Here is a 22,140-nt window from a genome sequence, read left to right as displayed (position 1 = left end):
ATGTCGTGCGTTCATTCAGACTGGCGCGAGGCGGCCTCCTGGCCTCCGCCCTGCTCTCGATATTCGCTTCGGTGCACGCGGGCCACGCCCTCGCCGCCGACGGCGACGCCTCGACGCTGCGGCCGATCGACGCCGGGTACGCGGAGTCGCTCGCCCTCAACGGCACGGCCGCGGTCACCTCGCAGCGGGGCGACCGGCGCGTCATCGAGCTGACCAACGGCAGCTACAAGCAGGCGGGCTCGGCCTGGTCCACGCAGCGGATCGACCTGACCGAGTCGTTCGAGACGTCGTTCAAGGCGTACCTGCACCACGGCGAGCCCGGCGCGGACGGCGTCGCCTTCCTGGCACAGGGCGCCGGTCCCCGCGCGCTCGGCGGCTGGGGCGGCGGTCTCGGCTACCGCGGCATCAAGAAGAGCGTCGCGGTCGAGTTCGACACCTACCAGAACACGCCGGACCCGAGCAGCAACCACCTCGCCGTGGTGCTCGGCGGCAACCCGGACCGCCACTCGGCCACCGCGCCGTCGTCGATCCCGCTGTTCGGCAAGCCGTTCCAGGCCCGGGTGCGCTACGACGCGGACACCACGAACCTCAAGGTCTACGTCCGGGCGCTGTCCGCCGGCGCGACCGAGAAGCTGCTGCTCGAGAAGAAGGTCGACCTGGCCGAGGGCGCCGGCACCGAGAACGCCTGGATCGGCTTCACCGCCGCCACCGGCGAGGTCACCGCGCGCCAGGACGTCTACGACTGGACGGTCGACGCGCCGCTCTCCTGAGCCGGCACCACCGGCGCCGGCGCCCCGGCGCCGGTGCCACACCTTCCGGGAGCCCGATCCGGCATCCCGTTTCTGATTTCCGCACCCAGGTTTCCGGCCCGGACCGGGCCGGCTCCACCCTGCCCGATCGGAGAAAGACATGCCCACGGTCGACCGTGTGCTTCCCGGCCAGACCGGCGTCGAACGGATCGTCACCGCACCACCGGTTCCCGGCGGACCGTACGAACCCACGGTCAGTGTCATCGTCCCGGCGCTGAACGAGGCCCAGAACCTGCCGCACGTCTTCGCGCGGCTGCCCCAGGTGGACGAGGTGGTGCTGGTGGACGGTGGCTCCACCGACGACACCGTGGCGGTCGCCTGCCGGCTGCGCCCCGACATCAAGGTGGTGCACCAGAACCGCCGGGGCAAGGGCAACGCGCTGGCCTGCGGGTTCGCCGCGGCCACCGGCGACATCATCGTCATGATCGACGCGGACGGCTCGACCGACCCGCTGGAGATCCCGAGCTTCGTGGAGACCCTGCGCTCCGGCGCCGACTTCGCCAAGGGCTCCCGGTTCCGGCCGTCCGGCGGCAGCGCCGACATCACCCGGCTGCGCCGGGCCGGGAACAAGTTCCTCAGCGTGCTGGTCAACATGCTCTTCGGCACCCGATACAGCGACCTCTGCTACGGCTACAACGCGTTCTGGGCCCGGCACCTGGACATCTTCCAGCTGGACAGCACCTCGCCGGCTCCGGACACCGCCGACGGGCGGCTGTGGGGCGACGGCTTCGAGATCGAGACCCTGCTGAACCTGCGTGCCGCGCGGGCCCGGCTGGAGATCGTCGAGGTCGCGAGCTTCGAGCACTCCCGCATCCACGGGGTCAGCAACCTGAACGCGTTCACCGACGGCCTGCGGGTGCTGCGGACCATCGCCCGCGAATGGCGGCCCCGCCGGTCCACCGGCGCCCGGCGGATGCCGGAACGGCAGGTGCGATGAGGATCGCTGTCGTCTCGAACGCATACCACCCGGACATCGGCGGGGTGGAGACGCACGTGCGGCGGCTCTGCGCGGGGCTGGCCGCGGCCGGCGACGACGTCGAGGTGATCACCCAGCACGCGACCCGGTCCGAGGAGGTCGTCGAGGGCGTGCTGGTCCGCCGCTTCCCGCTGACCGTCCCGGCCGGCAACTACCGGCTCTCGGTGCCGCTCTGGCGCTGGCTCAGCGCGCACGCCGAGGAGTACGACGTCCTGCACGCGCACAGTTACCACGCCCTCGCCGCGCTCTGCGCCGCGCTGGGCAACCGGGCGCCGCTGGTCTTCACCCCGCACTACCACGGCACCGGGCACAGCCGGTTCCGTGCCGCCCTGCACCCGGTCTACCGGCCGCTCGGGCGGACCATCATGGCCCGTGCCGGAGCGGTCGTCTGCGTCACGGCGGCCGAACGCGAGCTGGTCCGGCGGGACTTCCCCGAGGTCGGCGAGCGCGCGGTGGTCATCCCGAACGGGACCGACGCACGGCCGAGCACGCCGGCGCCCCGGTCCCCGGTACGCCGCATCCTCTGTGTCGGCCGGCTCGAGCAGTACAAGCGGGTGGACCGGGTGATCCGGGCGATGGCGCACCTCAGCCCGGACCACCGGCTCGACGTGGTCGGCACCGGACCGGTGGCTGCGCAGCTGCGCCAGCTCGCCGCCCGGCTCGGGCTCGCCGGCCAGGTGGTGTTCCACGGGCGCCTCGACGACGCCGCCTTCAGCGCCTGCCTCGCGCAGGCCTCCGCGGCTGTCTCCGCCTCCGCGCACGAGGCGTTCGGGATGGCGGTGGCCGACGCGCTCGCCGCCGGCCTGCCCACCGTCGCCTCCCCACTGCCGGCGCACGCCGAGGTGGCCGCGCTGGCCACCGGGCAGCCGCACCACCCGTCGGCCCCGGCCCCGTCGCACGGCCCGTCGTCGTCGCACGGCCCGTCGTCGCACGGCCCGTCACTGTCGCACGACAGCGGCATCCGGCTGTTCTTCGCCGACCCGGAGGACGAGCAGGCGCTGGCCGCGGCCCTGAGCGCCGCCGCGGCGGCCGGGCGCGCCCGCCCCGCCACGCTGCCCAGCTGGGCCGACGTGGTCGGCGCGACACGCGAGGTCTACGCCGCCGTGGCCGGCCGGCCGGCGCCCGCGGAGGCCGTCGCTCGATGACAGCCACGACGGCCGAGCCCGTCACCGGCCGGTCCGCCGGCCGGCGTGCCGAACCCGCGGGGCGGACCTGGGCCGCGGCGGCCGGATGCGCCGTGACCCTGACCGCCGCCGCGGCTGCCGGCGCTGCCGCCCTGGTCGTCGCGTACCGGCGCGCCGAGTGGGAGCAGAGCGGCCAGTTCGGCTGGTTCTGGGCCGGGATGCTGGTGTTCACGCTGCCGGCCGCCTGTTGGGCGGTCCGCCGCGGCACCGGGGCCCGGCTGCGGCTCGCGGTGCTGGCCGGTTACGCCTGCTTCACCTACCTGCCCAAGCTGCTGCGCAACCCGGCCGGCCCGCTCTACCACGACGAGTACGCGCACTGGGGCCAGAGCCACGACATCCTCCTCGACGGCCGGCTCTTCGAACAGAACGCGATCGTCCGGGTGATCGGCGACTATCCCGGGCTGCACGCCACCGTGGCGTCGCTCGCCTCGCTGACCGGGCTCACCGTCTGGCACGCCGCCCTGATCGCGCTGATCCTGGCCCACCTCCTGCTGGTCCTCGGCGTCGCCGCCCTGGCCGGGCAGCTGTGGCCGGACCCGCGGATCGGCGCGGCGGCCGCCGTCGTCTACAGCCTGAACAGCTCGTTCCTGTTCTTCGACACCCAGCTCGGCTACGAGTCACTGGCCATCGCGGTGCTCGTCTGGGCCTTGGTCGCGGCGCTGCGCGCGATGCAGGCGGCGACGGCCGGGGTGCGGGCCGGATGGGCGGGAGTCGCCCTGGTGCTGGCCGTCGCGATCATCGCGACCCACCACCTCACCGCGCTCTGGCTGATCGGTGTGCTCGGCCTGCTCGCCCTGACCTGCACCGCCGGTGCTCTCCGCGACCGAACTCTGGCCGGGCCCGCCCGGATGGCCTGGGCGCTGACCGGTGGCGCCGGCCTGATCGTGGCGGTCTGGATGGGCGCCGTCTCGCCGCGCACCGACAACTACCTCAACCCGTACCTCGGGCGGGCCCTGGACCAGTTCGGCGGCATGGCGGGCGGCAGCTCCGGCAGCCGCACGCTGTTCAACCAGTCGATCGCACCGTGGTGGGAGCAGCAGTCGGCGTTCGCGGCGCCGGGCGTCGCGTTGCTCTTCACCACCGCGGCGGCGGCCCTGTGGTGGCGCCGCCGGCACCGCGCGGAGCCGCTCACCCGGGCCGGATGCGGCGCGATGCTGCTGGTAGCCGCGCTGTACTTCCCGGCGACGCTGTTGATCCTCACCCCGTCCGGGGCGGAGGGCGCACGGCGGTCGTGGGCGTTCAGCTACCTCGGCATCGCCGTGGTGGTCGCCCCGTTGATCATCGCATTGCTGGACCGGGCACACCGCCGGATCGGCCGATCCGGTTCGGACACTTCCGCCGGCCACAGCCCGGGCCGACGGGCGCGGTCGCTGGGGGTCGGTGCGGCGCTGCTGGCGACGTGCGCGCTGATGCTGGTCGGCAACAACGCGGCCGGGATGAACCCCTCCTACCGCTTCCCCGGCCCGCCGGTGTTCGGGTCGGACACCCGGGCGGCCACCCCCGAGGTGCTGGCCGCCGCGGCATGGCTGCGGGAGACCCAGGGACGCGAGGCCCGGCTGGTCGCCGACCGCTACTCCGGCCTGATCTTCGGCTCCTACGGCGAGCAGGAGCCGACCACCGGCTCAGAGACCTTTCCGGCGTACGACCTCTACCTCACCCAGCCCGGCCGGCCCGTCCCGGCGGCGCTGCTGGAGCAGTTGCGGAGCTGGCGGTTCGAGTTCCTGATCGTGGACCGGCGGATGTCCGAGCAGGTGCCGGACATCCGGATCTACTTCGAGACGAACGAGCCGATCCCGCACGACGGCAAGCCCGCGTTCAGCCGGGCCCAGCTGACCAAGTTCGACCACCTGCCCTGGCTGATCAAGATGTACGACGGTCCGCACGTCGCGATCTACCGGTTCGACTTCAGCAGCCTCGGGCGCGTCATCCGTGGGGGACTGTGATGGCTGTCCGGTTGGTGCTCTGCGCGTACCTCTGCCTCGGTCTCGTCCTGGCGGCGGACCGGCGCGCCTGGCTCGCCCTGCCGCTCTGCATGATCGCGTTGCTGGCCACCGGGGAGTTGTGGCTGCGCGCCTCGGCCGGGCTGCCGGTCGAGCGCGGGCTGCCGGTCGCCCGGCTCGGCTTCGCCTCGGTGGCCGGGCTGGCGACGCTGCCGCTGATCGCTCTCGGCCTGCACGCCGCCGGCGCACCGGTCCGGCCGCTGCCGCTGACGATCGGTGGCGCGGTGGTGGTGACCGTGCTGGGTGCGGCCGCGTTGGTCCGCGAAAGCCTGGCGAGGCGCCGGCTCCCTGCCCAGCGAACCGGTGGCACCGGATCGCCGGCTTCCGCGCCCGCCCGGATCGCGCCGGCGGTGACCGTGCCGGCCGTGCTGGTGCTCGCGATCGGCGGGATCGCGGTCCGCGCCTATCTGGCCGCGCCGCGCCCCGCCCAGCCGGGCTACCTCAGCGTGGCGCTGGGCGGCTGGGCGGCCCGGATCGATCGGCCGGTCGCGGTGCCGGCGCGCGGGCTGACCGTGCCGGTTCGAGTGGTCAGTTCCGGTCTGGGCCCGACAACAACGCTGCTGCGAGTGAGCGTCGGCGGGCTGCTGATCGCATCCCGGCCGGTGACGGTCGCCGCGGACACCGCAAGCACCCTGAAAGTACGTGTGCCGGCGCCACCCGCCGACGGTTGCCTGCGCGCGATCAGCATCAGCGTGGACAGGGCCAGCACCGGATTTTATGCCCACCGGCCGGCGGCGCCGGGGCGTGCCACATGCTGATCACCGCGGCCCGCCGTCTGACGCGGGACTCGCTGGCCCGCAACAGTCTCCTTCTGATGGCCACCACGGTGATCAATGGCGGACTCGGTTACGGGTACTGGATGCTGGCCGCCAGGTCCGCTCCGCAGTCCGCGATCGGCGCCGCCACCGCGCTCATCTCCGCCGCGACCGCGGTCAGCCTGATCACCAACCTGGGCGCCGGGCACATGTTCATCCAGCGCCTGCCCGGCGCCGGCAGCGGCTCGTGGTCCCGGATCGTCAGCGGCGGGCTGGTCTTCGGCGCCGCCGCGACCGCGACCGCCGCCACCGTGGTCGCGCTGGTCGCGCCCGCGGTGGCCGGCAACTTCGGCTTCCTCGCCGGCTTCACCGGCGTGACCGCGCTGATCGGCACGGCCGTGGCCATCACTCTGACGACACTGCTGGACAACGTCTACGTCGCGCATCGGGCCGGGCACCGCATGCTGCTGCGCAACCTGGCCCTGGCCACCGGGAAGATCGTCACCCTGGCGGTGCTCGCCGCCGCGCAGGGTCCCGGTGCCACGCTCGGCGCCGGCGCCGTCCTGATCTCCTGGACGCTACCGATTCTGCTGGTCAGCGCGGTCACGATGGCTCGGGGCTTCCGCCGGTTGCGGCCCGGCGCCCGGCTGGGTGTCACCGGGGTGGCCGCCGAGCTGCCGCACCTGCGGGCCTCGCTGACCGGTCACCACCTGATCAACCTGACCCAGGCCGGGCCGGCGGCGCTGCTCCCGGTGCTGGTCACCGCCCGGCTCGGCGCGGACGCGACCGCGCACTTCTACCTGGCCTGGATGACCGCGTCGATGCTGTTCATGGTCTCCCCGGCGGTCGCGTCCGCGCTCTACGCCGAGCGCTCCAACGCCTCCGCGGCCGGCGCCGCCCGGTCCAGCGCCGCAACCCATGCCGCCCGATCCCGTGGCGCGATCCATGCCGCCCGGTCCAGCGCCGCAGGAGTCAGCGTGCGCCGCGCCGCGCTGGTGGTGGGCGCCGTCGTCGGGCTGCCGGCCGTGGTGCTGCTGGTCGCGGGCGAGGGGATCCTCGGCCTGTTCAGCCCCGGGTACGCGGAAGCCGGCGGACTCCTGCTCACCATCCTGGTGATCGCCGCGTTCCCGGACGCGGTCACCAACCTCGCGGTGGCGCACTGGCGCTCGCGGGGCGAGTTCCGCAGGTGCCGGCGCCTCAACGCGGTCCGGGCCGGCGCGTGCCTGGTGCTGACCTGGGGGCTGCTGCCCGCTTCGGGAGTGGCCGGCGCCGGGATCTCCTGGCTGGCCGGGCAGACCGCGAGCGCCCTGCTCGTCGCGCTCGTCGTGCTGCGGGACCGGCACACGACCGGCGGCCTCGCGGCAGCGCCGGGAGCCGGGCACGGCGGGCGTGCGGTCGTACCAGCAGAGGCTTTTGATCGGCGACAAGCCGGCGGCGAACCGGCAACCCGGAGGACCCGATGAAGATCCTGCACCTGTCCAACCTCTACGCGCCGGTCATCGGTGGCCTGGAGCGCAGCATCGCCACCAGCGGCGAGGAGATGGTCCGGCGGGGGCACGAGGTCACCGTGCTCACGCTGGCGACGCCGGCCGCGCCGGACGACGAGGTGATCAACGGGGTACGGGTCCTGCGTGTCCGCAGTGTCGCGAACACCCTGCTGCCCGGCCTCAACAGCGACCCGGGCAAGCCGTTCCACCCGACGGTTCCCGACCCGCTGACCACCCTCGCCATCGCGCGCGTGCTCCGCGACCATCGTTTCGACCTGGTGCACAGCCACGACTGGCTGATGTACAGCTATCTGCCGCTGCACTTCGGCCCGGTCGGCCTGCCGCACGTGCACACCGCGCACGACTTCGGGCTGACGTGCGTCCGCAAGACCTATCACCGCAACGGCCGGCGCTGTCCCGGCCCGGGCCTGGCCCGGTGCCTGCCCTGCGCGTCGACGCAGTACGGCCGGCCCCGCTCCGCGGTGCTCACCGCCGGCCTGCGCGCGCAGCGGCACCGGGGCATCGACTGTCTCACCGCGATCTCGTCGTCGGTCGCCGCCGCCCTGGAGCAGGCCCGGCTTCCCGGCGACCTGCCGGTGCGGGTGCTCTCCAGCCTGGTCCCGGACGGTCTGGACGAGCTGGCCCGGGTCACCCCGCGCCCGGACTGGCTGCCGGACCGCCCCTATCTGCTGTTCGTCGGGCAGCTCGGCCCACACAAGGGCATCGACGTGCTGTTCACCGCCTATCGGAGGCTGGCGGCGAGCTGGCCGGGCCCGGGTCCGGCACCGGCGCTGGTCTGCCTGGGCGCGCAGCGCGACGACACCCCGCCGATCCCGCCCGGTGTGCTGGTCCGGCACGACGTGCCGCACGCGCAGGTGATGGCGGCCTGGCGCGGCGCCGCCGCCGGGGTGGTGCCGTCGCTGCTGGAGGGGATGGGCCAGGTGGCGGTGGAGGCGATGCTGGCCGGCGCCCCGCTGGTCGCCTCCGCCTCGGGCGGCCTGCTTGACGTCGTGCAGGACGGGGTGAACGGCCTGCTGGTGCCGCCCCGCGACCCGGACGGGCTGTTCACCGCGCTGCTGCGCGTGCTCACCGACCCCGGCCTGGCGGCGCGGCTGCGCACGGCCGGTCGACAGCGCGGGCTCGACTTCACCGCGGCCCGTGTCGTACCGCAGATCGAGGAGGTCTACCGTGCCTGCATCGCAGCCGAACACTAGGGTCCTGGTCGTCGGGTCGGGGTGGCGATTCCTCTCCGGGATCAGCTACTACACCTGCCGGCTCAGCAACGCGCTCGCCGAGCGCTTCGAGGTGGGCACGATCCTGATGCGCCGGCTGCTGCCGGCGCGGCTCTACCCGGGACGGGAGCGGGTCGGCCGGTCGCTCACCGAGCTGCGCTACGCCGAGGGGGTACGCGTCTTCGACGGCGTCGACTGGTGGGCGGTGCCGAGCCTGGCCCGTGCGGTGGCCTTCCTCCGCGAGCTCCGGCCCGACGTGCTGGTGCTGCAGTGGTGGACCGGCGCGGTGCTGCACTCGTACCTGGTGCTGTGTCTCGCCGCGCGCTCGCTGGGCATCCGGGTGGTGGTGGAGTTCCACGAGGTGCAGGACACCGGCGAGGCCCGGCACCGCTGGGCGGCGAGGTACGTGCGGTCGTGCATCCGGCCGCTGCTGCGGCGCACCGACGGGGTGATCGTGCACTCCCGGTTCGACCTGGCGGCCCTGGACGCGGCGTACGACCTCGGCGACCTCCCGGCCGAGGTGGCACTGCACGGCCCGTTCGACCACCACGCGGTGGACCGGACGCCGGCGCCGCCCGGTGTGTGCCGGCTGCTGTTCTTCGGCACGATCCGGCCGTACAAGGGGCTCGAGGATCTGGTCGAGGCGTTCGCCGCGCTCGGGCCGGGATATCACCTGACCGTGGTGGGGGAGACCTGGGAGGGCTGGACGCTGCCCGGCGAGCTGATCGCCGCCTCCGGGGCCCGGGACCGGATCACGTTCGTCAACCGTTACGTCGCCGACGCCGAGGTGAACGAGTACTTCGCGAGCGCGGACGTGGTGGTGCTGCCGTACCGGCGGAGCTCGGCCAGCGGGCCGCTGCACATCGCGATGAGCCACGGCCTGCCGGTGGTGGTCACCGCGGTCGGCGGCCTGGTCGAGGCGGCCGAGGATTACAGCGGGACGGTGTTCGTGCAGCCCGGCGTGCCGGGGGAGCTGCGGGCGGCGATCCAGCGTGCCGCCGGCCTGTCCGGCCGGCGGCACTGCGATCCGTCCTCCTGGCAGCGCACGGTCGACGCGTACGACCGGCTGCTGGCCAGGATCGGGGTTCAGTCGGTGAGCGCCACGTCGTCGTACCAGACCGAGCCCTTGTTGTCGCCCGACTTGAGGTGAAGTTGGACGCTGGTGGCCCCGGCCGGGGCGACCGCGTCGACGGTCAGCCGGGTCCAGCCGCTGGTGCCCTTGGCGACCTGCTTCGACACGCTCTGGCCGAGCCACTTGTCGTTGATGTCGAACCAGCTCAGCGCGATCTCGTTGGTGCCGGTCACGTTCACGCCGCGGGCCCACGCCTCGGCGTGCCAGGCGCGGCCGGCCCGCACCGGGACGATCGGCGAGGTGCGGATCGACGGCACGTTGCTGCCGCTGCGCGCGGTGTTGGTGAAGCGCACCGACCAGGTGCCGCTGCGGGCCGCGTCGTTGGCGCGCACGCCGGCTCCGGCGTCGGCCAGGTACGGCCGCCACGGCGAGGCGCCCGGGGCGGCCTCGAAGCCGAGGTCCAGGATGCTGTTGGTCAGCGTCCCGCCGGTCCACGCGGTGCGCACCACGGCCGCGCCGGGCTTGGCGGTGCCGTCCGCGCGGTGCAGGCCGAACTTGTACTGCGCCGGGACCTTGGAGACCTGCGAGTTGGACGGGATCGCGCCGGTGGCGAAGTCGTACAGCGTCCACGGCGCCACCGACCGCACGCCGGCGGACCTGGCGGCCTGGAACACCCGGGCCAGGAACGCGGCCTGGTCGCCCTCGCTGCTGACCGCGGTGCTCAGGCCGGTCTCCCCGATCACGATCGGGTCCGGGCTGACCGCGGCCTTGGCCCGGTCGATCTCGGCGAGGGCCCGCTCGGAGGCGCCGTAGAAGTGGAAGTCGTAGTAGTCGAGCGGGGTGCCGGTCAGCGCTGATTTGATCTTTGCCATGCCGGCGGCGCCGCTCTGCGCGTCGACCGAGAGGGTCAGCGGCATGGTGGGCGCGGCCTGCCGGACGGCGGGGATCAGCTTGCGCACCCACGCGACGGCGGCCGTGTCGGCCGGCGAGAACTCGTTCTTCAGCTCCACCGAGAGCACCCGCGGGTCGGTCGCGTACGGTGCGATGACCGATTTCGCCCAGGCGGCGCTGCCGGCGGCGTCGGCGTAGCCGGCCCACCAGTCGAAGAGCGTCAGCTTGACGGTCATCCCGTGCGCGCCGGCGATGCTGACGAACTTGCGGAGCCGCTCGGTGTACTCGGCCTTCGGCGTGGGGAAGCCGAACTGCTGCGGGAAGACGATGATGCGGACGTTGTCGGCGCCCAGCGCGGCGGCTTTCGCCATGTCCGCGTCGATCTTCGTCGCGTCGAAGGACGTCCACATCGCCGACCACCCGGCGTTCGACGGGTAGTAGTTGATCGTCCGGGCCGAGAGGACCGCGTCCAGCCGGCTGTTCAGCGTCGCCACCGTCCCATTCTGGACCTTGGCGACGGGCGTCGCGGTGGTCTTGGCCGGGGCGGGCGCCTTCGTGGGGGTCGTGGGGGCCGCAGCCTTCGGAGTCGGGGTGACCTTCGGTGCGGCGAGGGTCTCGCCCGCGGGAAGGGCAACGGCGAGCAGGAGCGAGGAGGCCACGATCGCGGCCCGGGTGCGTGCACTATTCACGGGGGTCGGCCCTTTTCAAAAGGTCTTCTTTTTCAGTGGCCCCTCCATTCGGTTGATCGGTGCCCAAGGGACAGGGTTCGCCTCGATGCAGTCCGGTTGCGGGGCGGGAGCGGACCGCAGCGCCCGCTTCATTTCTCCGCCCGCCGCCGATGGTGCTCAGCCCGGGTAGTGACGCGGCGTGTAGACGGCAGTGGTGCCGTCACCGCGGGTGACCGCGCGGGTCTGCGACGAGCCGATGATCAGCAGCGTGCGCATGTCCACGGTCGCCGGGTCGAGCCCGGCCAGCGTGGTGACCCGGACCGACTCCCCGGGACCGCCGACGTCCCGGCCGACCACCACAGGTGTGCCGGCGGCACGGTGCTCGCGCAACAGCTCCAGAGCCCGGATCAGCTGGTCGCGGCGGGACTTCGAGGCCGGGTTGTAGATCGCGATCACCAGGTCGGCGGCGGCGGCCGCCGCCAGCCGGCTCTCCACGGCCGACCACGGCTTGAGCCGGTCGGAGAGCGAGAGGATGCAGAAGTCGTGCCCGAGCGGAGCGCCGGCCCGGCTCGCCACCGCCTGCGCCGCGGTCAGACCGGGCACGATGCGTACCGGCACGTCCTTCCACTCCGGCTCCTCGGCCACCTCGAGCACGGCGGCGGCCATCGCGAACACGCCGGGGTCACCGGAGGACACCACCGCCACCCGCCGCCCGTTCTTCGCCAGGTCCAGCGCGAAGGCGGCCCGCTCGGCCTCGACCCGGTTGTCCGAGGAGTGCCGGCGCTGCCGGGGGTTCGGCGGCACGCGGTCCACGTACGGCCCGTAGCCGACCAGGTCGTCAGCCGCGATGAGCGCGGCCTGCGCCTCTGGGGTCAGCCAGTCCCGGGACCCGGGGCCCAGCCCGACCACGGTGACACTGCCCACGCCCGGGGCCCGGGCCATGTCGGCGCCCTCGAGGCTCACCATGCCGGCCGGGCCGGCGGGGCTCTGGGGGCGGACGAACTCGCTCGCCGCCGGACTGGGCAGCAGGGCGAGCGAGAAGTACGGCACCGACTCGGGGTCGACGTCACGCAGCGGGACGGACCGCTCCCGATCGGTGGTGGCGCGCTCGACGTACCAGGCGTCGTCGAGACGGCCGGCCCGGTCGAAGGCCGCCCGGACGTTCTCGAACGTGCGGCCGAGCTTCATCACGGCGGCCGAGTCGGTCTTCGCCAGCCAGGCGGTCAGCTCGTCGGTGGTGAGCGTGCCGGGCAGCACGGTGAGCACCTCGTCGCGCTCCATCAGCGGGCGGCCGAGCACGGCAGCCGCGGCGCTCACCGAGGTGACGCCGGGCACGACGGTCGCCTCGTACCGGTCGGCGAGCCGCTTGTGCATGTGCATGTAGGAGCCGTAGAAGAACGGGTCGCCCTCGGCGAGCACCACCACGTCGCGGCCCGCGTCCAGGTGTGCGGCGAGCCGGGCCGCGGACTCGGCGTAGAACTCGTCGATGGCGCCCTGGTAGCCGCCGGGGTGGTCGGTCGTCTCGGTGGTGACCGGGTAGATCAGCGGTTCCTCGATCTGCCCCTCGCGCAGGTAACCGGCGGCGATCGCGCGGGCGTTGCTGCGCCCGTGCCGGGCCGCGTGGTACGCCACCACGTCGGCGGCGCCGATCAGCCGGGCCGCCTTCACCGTCACCAGCTCGGGGTCGCCGGGGCCGAGCCCCACACCGTAGAGCCGCCCGGTCCGGTTCGTGTCGTCAGTCATCAACCTATTCCGCTTCCGATGCGCACGCGTTCACCGCGGCCGCGGTCATCGCGCTGCCACCACGGCGGCCGCGCACGATCAGGTATTCCAGCCCGGAGGCGGCGAGCGCGTCCTTGGACTCGGCCGCGCCGATGAAACCGACCGGGATGCCGAGCACCGCGGCCGGTTTCGGTGCGCCGGCCTCGACCATCTCGAGCAGCCGGAACAGCGCGGTCGGCGCGTTGCCGATCGCCACCACGGCGCCGCCCAGCCGGTCGCCCCAGAGGTCGAGCGCGGCCGCGCTGCGGGTGTTGCCGATCCTCTCGGCGAGCGCCGGCACGGCCGGGTCGCGCAGCGTGCAGAGCACCTCGTTGCCGGCCGGCAGGCGGCTGCGGGTCACCCCGGACGCGACCATCTCGGCGTCGCACAGGATCGGGGCGCCGGCCAGCAGGGCCCCGCGGGCCGCGGTCACCACGCCGGGGCTGAACCGGACGTCCTCCACCAGGTCGACCATCCCGCAGGCGTGGATCATCCGGACCACCACCCGGGCGACGTCGGCGGGCAGCCCGGCGAGATCCGCCTCGGCCCGGATGGTGGCGAACGAACGCCGGTAGATCTCCGCGCCGTCGCGCACGTACTCCATCAGGGTCTCCTCGCCGCCGCCACCGCGTCCCCGAGCGACTCGGGGACACCGGGCGAGGCCTCGTCGGGGGAACGGGTCACCAGGTAACCGGCGCTGGTCGCCCGGACCTGGACGTGCCGGCCGGCCGGGCTGCCGCAGGCCCGGTCGCAGCCGACCCAGTGGACCGGCAGGCCGTCGACGAACGTCGATGCCGCGGTGGCGTCGGCGCGGACGTCGGCCAGCGACTTCGCGCAGCCGGGACGGCCCGCGCACGAGGTCACCCCGACCCACCGGGAGTCTGCCGCGACCGGCAGCCCGGACGCGATCAGGCGATCGGCCCAGCCGGGTGCCGCGCCTGCTGCCAGATCGGCCACGATCACCCCACGCCAGGGCGTGACGACCAGCCGTTCGGCCTTCTCCAGAACCTTCAGGGGTACGGGCGACAGCCGTCCCAACGGCACCAGAGCGCCGACCGCGGACCGTCCGTCCGGCTGCTCCAGCAGGCCGAGCAGGTCACCCGGCGCCGGCCCGGCGGCCGGTGCCGCCGCCCGCACAGCGCCGGCAGTCAGCCCGAGCGCGGCGGCCACCCGCTGCGAGACCCGGGCCGGGCCGTCGCCGAGCTCCCGCAGCCGCCACGCCGCCGGGCCGGCACCGCGCTGCGCCTCCCGCTCGGCCAGGAACGCGTGCGCGGCGGTCACCAGCGTCGGTGCGACCCGCTCGGCAGTGACCCGCAGACCGGTGTCGTGACCGGCGAACCGGATCGCGAAGCAGTCGCCCGACCAGACGGCGGCGACGTCGGCGGCGAGCGGCACGTGACCGATCGCGAACAGGAACTTCCCGGGCAGGCGGGCCAGCTCGGGATCGGCGAGGATCGCTGCGTCGAGCGCCCGGACCAGGTGCCGTTCTCGCGCGCCGGCCAACGGGGGCGCCGCTATGTTGCGTACCGCGTCGTGGGCCGGCGAAGGCAGCAGCCCCGCCTCCCGCAAGCCCGCCGCCAAGACCTCTGTGTCCCCCGCTCGAAGTGCTCTGAGCTGGAGGTTCGCCCGTGAGGTCACCTCCAGGCAGCCGTCGCCGAACTCCTCGGCCAGCGCCCGCAGAGTGCCCAGCTGAGCGCCGGTCACCTCGCCCCCGGGCAGCCGGACGCGCGCCAGCAGCCCGTCGGCGGCGGCGTGCAGCCGCAGCGCGCCCGGGCAGGCGTCGACGTCGGAGGAGCGGGGGGAGGTCACCGTGCGGATACTACGACCGGTCACCGTGCCGGGTGCATCCTCGGGTCGGCAGCATCACAGCCGGAGCTGTCACCGGCATCGAGTAGCGTGTCTGAGAACGGCGGCGACGCCGCGGAGGAAGCCGGTGCGATTCCGGCGCGGTCCCGCCACTGTCACCGGGCGTCTCGCCCGGGAGCCAGGAACTCCGGTCGCCGTGATCTCTACTACCCGGGGCGCGGACCCCGAGGGGAGCGCACGCGTGTTTCTGCTGCTGTCGACGTCCGACACCGACCTGCTCAGCGCCCGGGCCAGCGGCTCGGCCTGGCGGCTGGCGAACCCGGCCCGGACCTCGGTGGACGACCTGCCCGCCCTGCTCGACGGGGTCTCGCTGGTCGTGGTGCGGATCCTGGGCGGGCGCCGGGCCTGGGAAGAGGGCCTGGACACGCTGCTCGGCGGCGAGACCCCGGTGGTCGTGCTCGGCGGTGAGCAGGCGCCGGACGCCGATCTGATGAAGCTCTCCACGGTGCCGGCCGGTGTAGCGGCGGACGCCCACGTGTACCTGGCGCAGGGCGGCTCCGCCAACCTGGCCGCGTTGCACGACTTCCTCTCCGACACGGTGCTGCTGACCGGCAACGGGTTCGCGCCCGCCGAAGCCGCGCCGCAGTGGGGCGTCCTGCCGCGGAAGTCGGGGGAGGGCTCACCGACGGTCGCGGTCCTCTATTACCGCGCTCACCACATGGCCGGGAACACCGCGTTCGTCGAGGCCCTCTGCCAGGCGATCGAGGCGAAGGGCGGCCGGGCGCTGCCGATCTACACGGCCTCGCTGCGGACCGCGCCGGACGACCTGCTCGCCGAGCTGCGCAAGGCGGACGCTCTGGTGGTGACGGTGCTGGCGGCCGGCGGGACGAAACCGGCGACCGCCTCGGCCGGTGGCGACGACGAGGCGTGGGACGTCGGGGTGCTCGCCGACCTGGACGTGCCGATCCTGCAGGGGCTGTGCCTGACCAGCTCGCGGGCGACGTGGGAGGCCAGCGACGACGGGCTGTCGCCGCTGGACGCGGCCACCCAGGTGGCGATCCCCGAGTTCGACGGGCGGATCATCACGGTGCCGTTCTCGTTCAAGGAGATCGACCCGGACGGTCTGTCGGTCTACGTGGCCGACCCGGAACGGGCCGCCCGGGTGGCCGGCATCGCGCTGGCGCACGCCCGGCTGCGGCACGTGCCGCCCGCCGACCGCCGAATCGCGCTGATGCTGTCGGCCTACCCGACGAAGCACTCGCGGATCGGCAACGCGGTCGGTCTCGACACCCCTGCCTCGACGGTCGCGTTGCTGGCCGCCCTCGCCGGCCGGGGTTACCGGATCGGGAACTTCGGCTCCTACGACGGCGACGGGCTGATGCACACGCTCATCGCGGCCGGCGGGCAGGACCCGGACTGGCTCACCGAGGAGCAGCTGGCGACGAACCCGGTGCGGATCTCCGGCGACCGTTACCGGCAGTGGTTCTCAGGCCTGCCGGCCGACTTCCGGCAGAGCGTGGAGCAGCACTGGGGCCCGGCGCCGGGTGAGCTCTACGTGGACGGCGGCGACATCGTACTGGCGGCGCTGCGCGACGAGAACATCGTGGTGATGGTGCAGCCGCCGCGCGGCTTCGGGGCCAACCCGGTGGCCATCTACCACGACCCCGACCTGCCGCCGAGCCACCACTACCTGGCCGCTTACCGGTGGCTGGCCGACGACTTCGGCGCGCACGCGGTGGTGCACGTCGGCAAGCACGGCAACCTGGAGTGGCTGCCGGGCAAGAACGTCGGGATGTCGGCCTCGGACGGCACCGACGCGGCGCTGGGCGACCTGCCGTTGATCTACCCGTTCCTGGTGAACGACCCGGGGGAGGGGACCCAGGCGAAGCGGCGGGCGCACGCGACGCTCGTCGACCACCTGATCCCGCCGATGGCCCGGGCCGAGTCGTACGGCGACATCGCCCGGCTGGAGCAGCTGCTCGACGAGCACGCCAACATCGCGGCGCTGGACCCGGCGAAGCTGCCGGCGATCCGGGCGCAGATCTGGACGCTGATCCAGGCGGCCAAGATGGACCACGACCTGGGGCAGGCGCACCGCCCGGACGACGAAGAGTTCGACGACTTCATCATGCACATCGACGGATGGCTGTGTGAGGTCAAGGACGTGCAGATCCGGGACGGCCTGCACGTCCTTGGGGCGGCGCCGGCCGGCGAGGCGCGGATCAACCTGGTTCTGGCCATGCTGCGCGCCCGGCAGATGTGGGCCGGGCAGGTGGCCGCTCTCCCCGGCCTGCGGGAGGCGCTGGGTCTGGCCGAGGACGCGTCGACGGCCGAAACCGATCGGGTGGAGGCCGAGGCCCGTGAGCTGATCGTCAAGATGGAGGCCGCGGGCTGGCCCACCTCTGTGGATCTCTCCGACGATCCGGACGTCAACCGGGTGCTGGAGTTCGCCGCCGCCGAGGTCGTACCCCGTCTCGCCCGGACCACCGACGAACTCACCAACGTGCTGCACGCGCTGGACGGCGGGTACGTCCCGGCCGGCCCGTCCGGCTCCCCGCTCCGCGGGCTGATCAACGTGCTGCCCACCGGCCGCAACTTCTACTCGGTCGACCCCAAGGCCATCCCCAGCTCGCTCGCCTGGGAGACCGGCCAGGCGATGGCCGACTCGCTGCTCACCCGGTACCGCGCCGACTACGGCGACTGGCCCCGCTCGGTCGGCCTCTCCGCCTGGGGCACCAGCGCCATGCGGACCGCCGGCGACGACATCGCTGAGATCCTCGCGCTGATCGGCGTCCGCCCGGTCTGGGACCCGGCCTCCCGCCGCGTCACCGGCCTGGAGCCGATCCCCCGCGAGGAGCTGGGCCGGCCGCGCGTCGACGTCACGGTTCGCATCTCCGGATTCTTCCGGGACGCGTTCCCGCACGTGGTGGCGATGCTCGACGACGCGTTCACGATGATCGCCGCACTCGACGAGCCGGAGAACTACGTCCGTGAGCACGCGCTGCGCGATCAGGACCAGCACGGCGACTGGCGGCGCGCGACCATGCGGATCTTCGGGTCGCGGCCGGGGGCGTACGGCGCGGGCATCCTGCCGCTGATCGACAGCCGGAACTGGCGGGACGACGCCGACCTGGCCGAGGTCTACGCGGTGTGGGGCGGCTTCGCATACGGCCGGGGCCTGGACGGGGTGCCGGCGCGGCCGGACATGGAGAACGCGTACCGGCGGATCGACGTCGCGGCCAAGAACATCGACACCCGCGAGCACGACATCGCCGACTCCGACGACTACTTCCAGTACCACGGCGGCATGATCGCCACGGTTCGCGCCCTGACCGGTAAGGCTCCGGCGGCGTACATCGGTGACTCCACCAACCCGGACCAGACACGCACCCGCAGCCTGACCGAGGAGACCGCGCGGATCTTCCGGGCCCGGGTGATCAACCCGCGCTGGATCGCCGCCATGCGGCGGCACGGCTACAAGGGAGCGTTCGAGCTGGCCGCGACGGTCGACTACCTCTTCGGGTACGACGCGACGGCCGGCGTGGTCACCGACTGGATGTACGAGCAGCTCGCCGCGAGCTACGTGCTCGACCTGGAGAACCAGGAGTTCATGCGCCAGTCGAACCCGTGGGCGCTGCACGGCATCGCCGAGCGCCTGCTGGAGGCCGCCGACCGGAAACTGTGGGACTCGCCGGCGCCCGAGACGCTGAGCGCGCTGCAGGAGCTCTACCTGGAGACCGAAGGCGATCTGGAGGACGGCACCGCCTGAAATCGGTTGCGTGCCCTCACCCCCGGCGGCGACGCTGGCCCGATGATCGTGCAGCGGGAGACGGCGGAACAGGCGGCGGAGATCCATGCGGTGACGCTCGCCGCCTTCGGGCGGGCGGCCGAGGCCGACCTGGTGGATGAGCTCCGGGCCGATCCCGGCTGGATCTCCGCACTGTCACTGGTCGCGGTCATGGACGGCGCCGTCGTCGGCCACGTCGCCTGCACCCGCGCGGACCTGGGCGGCGCGCCGTCGCTCGGGCTCGGACCGCTGAGCGTGCACCCGGACCACCAGCGGCGCGGGGTCGGCAAGGCGCTCGTGCACGCGGTGCTCGGCGCTGCCGACGCCCTGGACGAGCCGCTGGTCGTGCTGCTGGGCGACCCGGCGTACTACTGCCGATTCGGGTTCCGGCTCGCGGCCGAGGTCGGGATCACGCCGCCGGTGGCGGAGTGGGCGCCGCACTTCCAGGTGCGGACGCTGACCGCCTATCGGCCCTCGCTGCGCGGGGCCTTCGCCTATGCCTCGCCGTTCGACCGGGTCTGACGCCGCCGCAGCAGGTAGGTATCCATGATCCAGCCGTGTCGCTCGCGTGCCTCGGTGCGGGTGGTGACGATCTCGCCGGCCACGTCCGCCACCCGGCCGGACGCGAGCAGTTCGTCTTCGGTGCTGACGTACGCACCCCAGTAGATGTCCACATCCGGATATTTAGTAAATGTCGTATGTGCGTCGAGCATCACCACGACGTCGTCCACGCCCTCCGGCCAGCCCTCCGCGAGCCGCCGCCCGGTGGTCACCTGGAACGGCTGCCCCACCCGGTTGAGCCCGATCCGATGCTTGGCCGCCAGCGCCGACACGCTGCTGATCCCCGGGATCACCTCGTACTCGAACGCGACCGCCCCCCGCCCGAGAATCTCCTCGAGGATGGCGATCGTCGAGTCGTAGAGAGACGGATCCCCCCACACCAGGATCGAGCCGACCTCGCCGTCCTTCAGATGCTCGGCGATCAGCTCCTCGACGACCACCGACCGCCGGTGCCGCCAGTCCGCGATCGTGCCGGTGTAATCGGCGGGCGTCCGGTCCCGGTCCGGGTCCCGCCCCTCGACGATCCTCTTGCGCGGGTGCGAATAACCCCGGATCAGCCGTTCCCGCAGATCGATCAGGCTCTGCTTGGTCTCACCCTTGTCCAACAGGAAGAAGACGTCGGTCCGCCCGATCGCCTTGGCCGCCTGCAGGGTCAGATGGTCCGGGTCGCCCGCGCCGATCCCGATCACATAGATCTTCCGCACCCCGCGAGTCTGCCTGGTCCGCCGGCATGCACCACGCCCGGGGCGGGTGGCGACGACCCCGGCCGGGGCCGGTGGTGGCGACCGGCCGGGTCGACCGGTCCGTCCCGCACCGGCGGTCCTGACCGGCCGCCAGTTCCTGGCCCGCCCGCCGCAGCGTGACCATCCCGCTGGGACCGGCCCACCCCGTCGCCAGTCGTGCGGTGGACGGCATCGAGCGCATTCCTCGCGATCGCTTTACCGCGATCGCAACCAAGGTTGCATTGTGCCGCGTTCATGGCCGCGATGCAGTCCGCCGCCGCGTATCTCTACCTTGCGAATGCCCTGCCGAATGGGTGAAAGGGGAATGGCGTTCGGAGGATTTGAGCGCGGACGGGACTTGGATACAGTGCCGTTCATGGTGTGCGATGGCTAGCGTCAGAGGCCGTTTTGAGTATCCCGATGGGCTGACTCCAGGAATGTCCAGAGCGGGTGGACTTCACCAGAATCTGTACAACAGTGACGGGAAGCTCGTTGACCACGGCACGTTCATTCCGGACGGGGACGGCCCGGGGCCGGGGTCGGCGGGGCCGGGGAAGGCCTCCTCGGAGTTCAAGGATCTGGTCACGGCTCTGGCTCTGGAAGCCGCCAAGCGGGCCGCCGTGGCGGCCGCGCCGCACGTCGAGAGGTGGTTGGTTCAGCAGGCACTGCCGGCTGCGAAGACGGCGTTGACCCAGCAGGCGGCGCCGGCGGTGAAGTCGGCATGGAACAACCAGGCGCTCCCGGCCATGCGGTCCACGTGGAACCTGGTGTCGCGGAAACGAACCGCTCGTGGTGCCATCGCCGCCGAACCGGCGCCGGATGACGGTCCGATCCGGGCCACGGCGACTGTTGGTGAGGAGCCGTCACGAGAGCTCGTCGGGGCACTCGAGAGTTTCAGCGCCGGGACCAGCGATGTGGACGCGCGGGAACGTTTCGTCGCGGCGTTGATGGCCCAACTGCTCAGCGAGGACGGCCGGCTGTTCGAGGAGGTGCAGGCGAGAGTGCTGGGCAACGCCGCGGCCGAGGACCTGGACGTGCGGAGCGCGATCGGCCCGGAGCAGGTCGGCGAAAGCATCAGACGGATGCTGGAGGAGGATCCGGCATTGATCGATGAATTGGTACGGGCTCTGGGGCGAACCGAATAGCGGGGTGAACGGCCGGTGTGCGGTGCCGCTGAGGGCTTCAAATGGGCGGGGTCAGTCGGACAGGATCGGCACCGATGGGTGCAGCTCGCGCCCGATCATCGCGGCCCGGCGCAGGGCGCCTGACCCGAAACGGTCACGGACCTGGTCGACCGCCGCGTCCAGGCCGTCGTTGCCGGGGTCGTCGAAGGGGAACTCCAGCTGCACGTTGCCGTCGCCGTCCAGGTTGCTGACCGCGACCCCGACCAGCGTCAGCCCTTTCTCCTCGATCAGAGGACGGGCCTCGCGCAGCAACTCCTCGGCGGTCCGCAGAATCGCGCCGGTCTGCATGGTGGCCTTGAGGAGGCTGCGCGAGCGGGTCGCGCGGGTGAAGTCGTCGAAGCGGAGCCGGATCGTGATCGTGCGCCCGGCCCGGTGAGCCTTGCGCATGCGGTGGGTGACCCGGTCGACCAGGGCGGCGAGGGTGGCCTCCACCTCGGCGAACGGGCGGGCACGACGGCCCAGGGCGCACTGCGCGCCGATCGAGCCGCGCCGGTGACCGGTGCGGACGCGGCGCGGGTCACGGTTGTGCGCGAGCGCGTGCAGATGCCGGCCGGCGCCCTCACCGAGCATGGCGATCAGCGCGGCCTCGCCGATCCGGGCGACGTGCCCGACCGTGTGGATGTGCCTGTCCCGCAGTTTCGCCGCGGTCACCGGGCCGACACCCCACAGCTTCTCCACCGGCAGCGGATGCAGGAAGGCCAGCTCCTCGCCGAGCGGGACGACCAGCAGCCCGTCCGGTTTGCCGGCGCCGCTGGCCACCTTGGCCAGGAATTTGGTGCCGGCCACCCCCACCGTGATCGGCAGGCCGACGCGCTCCCGGACGTCGGCGCGCAGCCGGTGGGCGATCTCCACCGGGCCGCCCCGGATCCGGTGCAGGCCGTCGACGTCGAGGAAAGCCTCGTCGATGGAGAGCGGCTCGACGATCGGAGTGGTGTCGTCGAAAACCCGGAACACCGCCTTGCTGGCCCTCGAGTACGCCGACATCCGCGGTGGCACGACCACGGCGTGCGGGCAGAGCGCCTTGGCGCGGCCCAGGCTCATCGGGGTCCGCACCCCGAAGGCCTTCGCCTCATAGCTGGCGGCCAGCACGACGCCGCCACCGACCAGCACCGGTCGCCCGCGCAGTGCGGGATCGTCGCGCTGCTCGACCGAGGCGTAGAAGGAATCGAGATCGGCATGCAGGATCACATCCAGCACCTTAGTACAGATGTTCGAGGGAATTCGCGGATCAGTGCCGCGGTTCTT

General features: G+C 73.0%; 17 protein-coding genes and 1 riboswitch. Of the genes, 11 read left to right on the top strand and 6 right to left on the bottom strand.

Features of this window, described 5'->3' with window-relative positions:
- Positions 1-5: 5 nt before the first annotated feature.
- The 8 genes from AC0NH5_RS00555 (at position 6) to AC0NH5_RS00520 (ending at position 9,593) form a co-directional block, all read left to right on the top strand.
- Positions 6-770, top strand: coding sequence for an L-type lectin-domain containing protein (locus tag AC0NH5_RS00555; RefSeq protein ID WP_474398566.1), 765 nt, complete (start codon positions 6-8; stop codon positions 768-770).
- A 139-nt stretch (positions 771-909) separates the two neighbouring features.
- Positions 910-1,746, top strand: a complete 837-nt coding sequence (locus AC0NH5_RS00550) for a glycosyltransferase family 2 protein (protein WP_474398563.1) — start codon at positions 910-912, stop codon at positions 1,744-1,746.
- The gene (locus tag AC0NH5_RS00545; protein WP_474398560.1) at positions 1,743-2,930 is read left to right on the top strand and encodes a glycosyltransferase family 4 protein; all 1,188 of its coding nucleotides are present in this window, start codon (positions 1,743-1,745) and stop codon (positions 2,928-2,930) included. Before AC0NH5_RS00550 ends, AC0NH5_RS00545 begins: the two co-directional genes overlap by 4 nt.
- The gene (locus tag AC0NH5_RS00540; protein WP_474398559.1) at positions 2,927-4,912 is read left to right on the top strand and encodes a DUF6541 family protein; all 1,986 of its coding nucleotides are present in this window, start codon (positions 2,927-2,929) and stop codon (positions 4,910-4,912) included. The genes AC0NH5_RS00545 and AC0NH5_RS00540 overlap by 4 nt, the downstream gene beginning before the upstream one ends.
- Complete coding sequence (locus AC0NH5_RS00535) at positions 4,912-5,727, top strand: hypothetical protein (RefSeq protein WP_474398557.1); 816 nt, start codon at positions 4,912-4,914, stop codon at positions 5,725-5,727. Before AC0NH5_RS00540 ends, AC0NH5_RS00535 begins: the two co-directional genes overlap by 1 nt.
- Positions 5,721-7,187, top strand: a complete 1,467-nt coding sequence (locus AC0NH5_RS00530; RefSeq protein WP_474398555.1) for a lipopolysaccharide biosynthesis protein — start codon at positions 5,721-5,723, stop codon at positions 7,185-7,187. Before AC0NH5_RS00535 ends, AC0NH5_RS00530 begins: the two co-directional genes overlap by 7 nt.
- The gene (locus AC0NH5_RS00525; protein ID WP_474398553.1) at positions 7,184-8,425 is read left to right on the top strand and encodes a glycosyltransferase family 4 protein; all 1,242 of its coding nucleotides are present in this window, start codon (positions 7,184-7,186) and stop codon (positions 8,423-8,425) included. Before AC0NH5_RS00530 ends, AC0NH5_RS00525 begins: the two co-directional genes overlap by 4 nt.
- Positions 8,400-9,593 carry a glycosyltransferase family 4 protein gene (locus AC0NH5_RS00520; protein ID WP_474398550.1) on the top strand — a complete coding sequence of 398 codons (1,194 nt, stop codon included), beginning with the start codon at positions 8,400-8,402 and terminating at the stop codon, positions 9,591-9,593. Before AC0NH5_RS00525 ends, AC0NH5_RS00520 begins: the two co-directional genes overlap by 26 nt.
- On the opposite strand, the gene AC0NH5_RS00515 is transcribed toward AC0NH5_RS00520, so the two are convergent.
- The 4 genes from AC0NH5_RS00515 to AC0NH5_RS00500 form a co-directional block, all read right to left on the bottom strand.
- Positions 9,530-11,095 carry a cellulase family glycosylhydrolase gene (locus AC0NH5_RS00515; protein ID WP_474398548.1) on the bottom strand — a complete coding sequence of 522 codons (1,566 nt, stop codon included), beginning with the start codon at positions 11,093-11,095 and terminating at the stop codon, positions 9,530-9,532. The two genes, AC0NH5_RS00520 and AC0NH5_RS00515, sit on opposite strands and share 64 nt — an antisense overlap.
- A gap of 156 nt (positions 11,096-11,251) precedes the next feature.
- Positions 11,252-12,817, bottom strand: a complete 1,566-nt coding sequence (locus AC0NH5_RS00510; RefSeq protein WP_474398546.1) for a precorrin-2 C(20)-methyltransferase — start codon at positions 12,815-12,817, stop codon at positions 11,252-11,254.
- A gap of 4 nt (positions 12,818-12,821) precedes the next feature.
- Positions 12,822-13,439 (bottom strand): precorrin-8X methylmutase, encoded by a 618-nt coding sequence (locus AC0NH5_RS00505; protein ID WP_474398544.1) that lies wholly within the window; start codon positions 13,437-13,439, stop codon positions 12,822-12,824.
- Complete coding sequence (locus AC0NH5_RS00500) at positions 13,439-14,644, bottom strand: precorrin-3B synthase (protein WP_474398542.1); 1,206 nt, start codon at positions 14,642-14,644, stop codon at positions 13,439-13,441. Before AC0NH5_RS00500 ends, AC0NH5_RS00505 begins: the two co-directional genes overlap by 1 nt.
- Before the next feature lie 80 nt (positions 14,645-14,724).
- Positions 14,725-14,848, top strand: a riboswitch (cobalamin riboswitch).
- A gap of 34 nt (positions 14,849-14,882) precedes the next feature.
- Here AC0NH5_RS00500 and cobN point away from each other — a divergent pair.
- The gene (gene cobN / locus AC0NH5_RS00495) at positions 14,883-18,410 is read left to right on the top strand and encodes a cobaltochelatase subunit CobN (RefSeq protein ID WP_474398540.1); all 3,528 of its coding nucleotides are present in this window, start codon (positions 14,883-14,885) and stop codon (positions 18,408-18,410) included.
- Positions 18,411-18,452: 42 nt separating this feature from the next.
- Entirely contained in the window at positions 18,453-18,950 is a 498-nt protein-coding gene (locus AC0NH5_RS00490; RefSeq protein WP_474398538.1) for a GNAT family N-acetyltransferase, read from the top strand.
- Here AC0NH5_RS00490 and cobF read toward each other — a convergent pair.
- Positions 18,923-19,693: a precorrin-6A synthase (deacetylating) gene (gene cobF, locus AC0NH5_RS00485; RefSeq protein ID WP_474398535.1), complete on the bottom strand. Its 771-nt coding sequence runs from the start codon at positions 19,691-19,693 to the stop codon at positions 18,923-18,925. The two genes, AC0NH5_RS00490 and cobF, sit on opposite strands and share 28 nt — an antisense overlap.
- Before the next feature lie 200 nt (positions 19,694-19,893).
- Here cobF and AC0NH5_RS00480 point away from each other — a divergent pair, with 200 nt between their 5' ends.
- Complete coding sequence (locus tag AC0NH5_RS00480; protein WP_474398532.1) at positions 19,894-20,856, top strand: hypothetical protein; 963 nt, start codon at positions 19,894-19,896, stop codon at positions 20,854-20,856.
- Positions 20,857-20,907: 51 nt separating this feature from the next.
- On the opposite strand, the gene dinB is transcribed toward AC0NH5_RS00480, so the two are convergent.
- Entirely contained in the window at positions 20,908-22,083 is a 1,176-nt protein-coding gene (dinB, locus tag AC0NH5_RS00475) for a DNA polymerase IV (RefSeq protein WP_474398530.1), read from the bottom strand.
- Between the last annotated feature and the right edge of the window lie 57 nt (positions 22,084-22,140).

Source organism: Actinoplanes sp. 13 (assembly GCF_056134165.1).
Note: the sequence above shows the minus strand (reverse complement) of the source record. Positions and strands in the feature narration are given on the sequence as shown.